The sequence below is a fragment of the Microcystis sp. LE19-41.2A genome, assembly GCF_027530405.1.
Lineage (GTDB): Bacteria > Cyanobacteriota > Cyanobacteriia > Cyanobacteriales > Microcystaceae > Microcystis > Microcystis aeruginosa.
On record NZ_JAPZQJ010000080.1, the window covers coordinates 1 to 2,048 of the forward strand.

The following is a 2,048-nucleotide window of genomic DNA, read 5'->3' on the forward strand; positions in this document are numbered from 1 at the left end:
TGGGAGTGATCAGGGGGAAATTCAGGGACTTTTTCCCTGAAAATTAGGTAATTGACCCCCTCAAAATCGGTAAAACCCCACACCCCACACCCCACACCCTACACCCTGCCCCTAGGAAAAACTTTTTGCCGCAAACCCTAATTAGAATGCCAAAAGGTCAGGAAAAACGCCCCCAGGCCACACCAATCAGGATAGTAACCCCGAAAAAGAGACGATACCAGACAAAAACCCAGGTACTCTGTTTTTTGAGATAATCTAATAACCAAGCGATCGAAAGATAGGAAAATATCCCCGAGGAAATTACCCCAATAGCGAGGGGAATTAATTCACTGGTGTTAATCTGGTCGAGAACTCCTTTAAATTCCACTAAACCGGCTAAAGTTATCGCCGGAATCCCCAGCAGAAAGGAAAATCGCGCCGCTACGGCCCTTTCTAAACCCATGAATAACCCGGCAGTTAAGGTGGACCCAGAACGAGATACCCCCGGTATTAGGGCTAAAGCTTGGGCTAATCCCATTAAAACCCCGTCTTTTTGTCGCAAAGTCTCAAAACTGCGTTTATGTTTCCCGATTTTTTCGGCCGTAGCTAAGAGTAAAGACATGACTATAGAGGCACAGGCGATCGCTGTCATGCTTCTCAGGGGGGAATTATCTAAATCGGGAATGAAAAGTTTCATTAACAAACCGAAGAAAACAATCGGAATTGTGCCTAGGATAATCCCCACGGCCAAACGAAAATCCTGGGAACGATAATCGGAACTAGCCACCGCTTTCACCATTCCTGTGGATATTTGCCTTAAATCCTGCCAAAAATAGGACAATACCGCCGCAATACTGCCCAATTGAATCACTGCCGTATAGGTGACACCGGGATCTCCCCAACCCAAAAAGACGGGAATCACTTTTAGATGAGCGGTACTGCTAATCGGCAAAAATTCCGTCACTCCCTGCACAAATCCCAAAAAAATCGCCTGTAACCAGTTAATTTTTGCCAGAGGTATGGCGCTAGTGGTTGATTGGGCAATGGCGGCGGGTGTAATCGCCAAAATCACCGTTATTATCGCTAGTCCTAGCCATTTATAGCTTTTTTTCAGGAAGGAAAACATCATTTTTCAGTAAAAAAAGGGGTTGGGTGTGGGGTGTGGGGTGTGGGGTGTGAGAGTTGGGGAAATTAACTAATCAATATTACTGCCTTTTGTCTATCTCAATAGCTTTTTTTCAGGAAGGAAAACATCATTTTTCAGTAAAAAAAGGGGTTGGGTGTAGGGTGTGGGGTGTGGGGTGTGGGGAGACCACTTCGTGCGCGTTGCGGGGGGAGATGGGGAAATTAACTAATCAATATTACTGCCTTTTGTCTATCTCAATGGAACGAGAGGACTCCCGTTAAACCGCGTAGCGGTTAACGGGAGATGAATCGCCACCAGAATAAAACTAACGCGGTAGGGTTTCCACTTTTGGGGAGTTTTGGTTCTCGACGTATTTTTTTAGTTGTTCGATGGTAACGCCGCCACAACTGGCCACGAAATAAGCTCCCGTCCAAAAATAGGGTTTGTTGTCGAAATACTTTGCCGCCAAATCCAGAAATTCCTTTCTAATTAAGCGACTACTAACTGTTTTAAGGTTAGCGATTAATTTGGATAAAGCGATGTCAGGTTTGTCATCGATAATCAGGTGAACGTAATCCGATTCACCGTTGAAATCAAGTAATGTGCTGTCCCATTTTGTGAGCGTTGATACAAAGATTTCTTTAAGTCGGGCTAAGATTTCATCGTTAATAGCAATGGCCGGTATTTGATGACGAATACGACGTGAGCGGTAAGTCTATAAACAGAGCGAAATCCATGATTGTAATCGGTTGACATATTAGGCAGTAAGTGTTACAATTCAATTGTACATCACGAAACGAACGACAGTGATAACGCTTACCTACCAGTACAAACTAAAGGTAAACAGACAACAGGAACAGGAGATAATCCACATTCTTGATGTTTGCAAAAGCGTTTATAATTACGCTCTTTCAGAACGGAAAGATTGGTTAAACTCTCGAAA

The 2,048-nt window shown here is 44.0% G+C and carries 3 protein-coding genes; 1 reads left to right on the forward strand and 2 read right to left on the reverse strand.

What is annotated here, in order from left to right; all coding sequences use genetic code 11:
- Window positions 1–157: 157 nt before the first annotated feature.
- Window positions 158–1,108: an undecaprenyl-diphosphate phosphatase gene (locus O9290_RS03495; protein ID WP_002758593.1), complete on the reverse strand. Its 951-nt coding sequence runs from the start codon at window positions 1,106–1,108 to the stop codon at window positions 158–160.
- A 322-nt stretch (window positions 1,109–1,430) separates the two neighbouring features.
- The gene (gene tnpA, locus O9290_RS03500) at window positions 1,431–1,802 is read right to left on the reverse strand and encodes an IS200/IS605 family transposase (RefSeq protein ID WP_353852119.1); all 372 of its coding nucleotides are present in this window, start codon (window positions 1,800–1,802) and stop codon (window positions 1,431–1,433) included.
- Between the two features lie 109 nt (window positions 1,803–1,911).
- On the opposite strand from tnpA, the gene O9290_RS03505 reads away from it, so the two are divergent.
- Window positions 1,912–2,048, forward strand: a 137-nt coding sequence (locus O9290_RS03505) for a helix-turn-helix domain-containing protein (RefSeq protein WP_288056396.1), incomplete at its 3' end; no start/stop codon positions are given.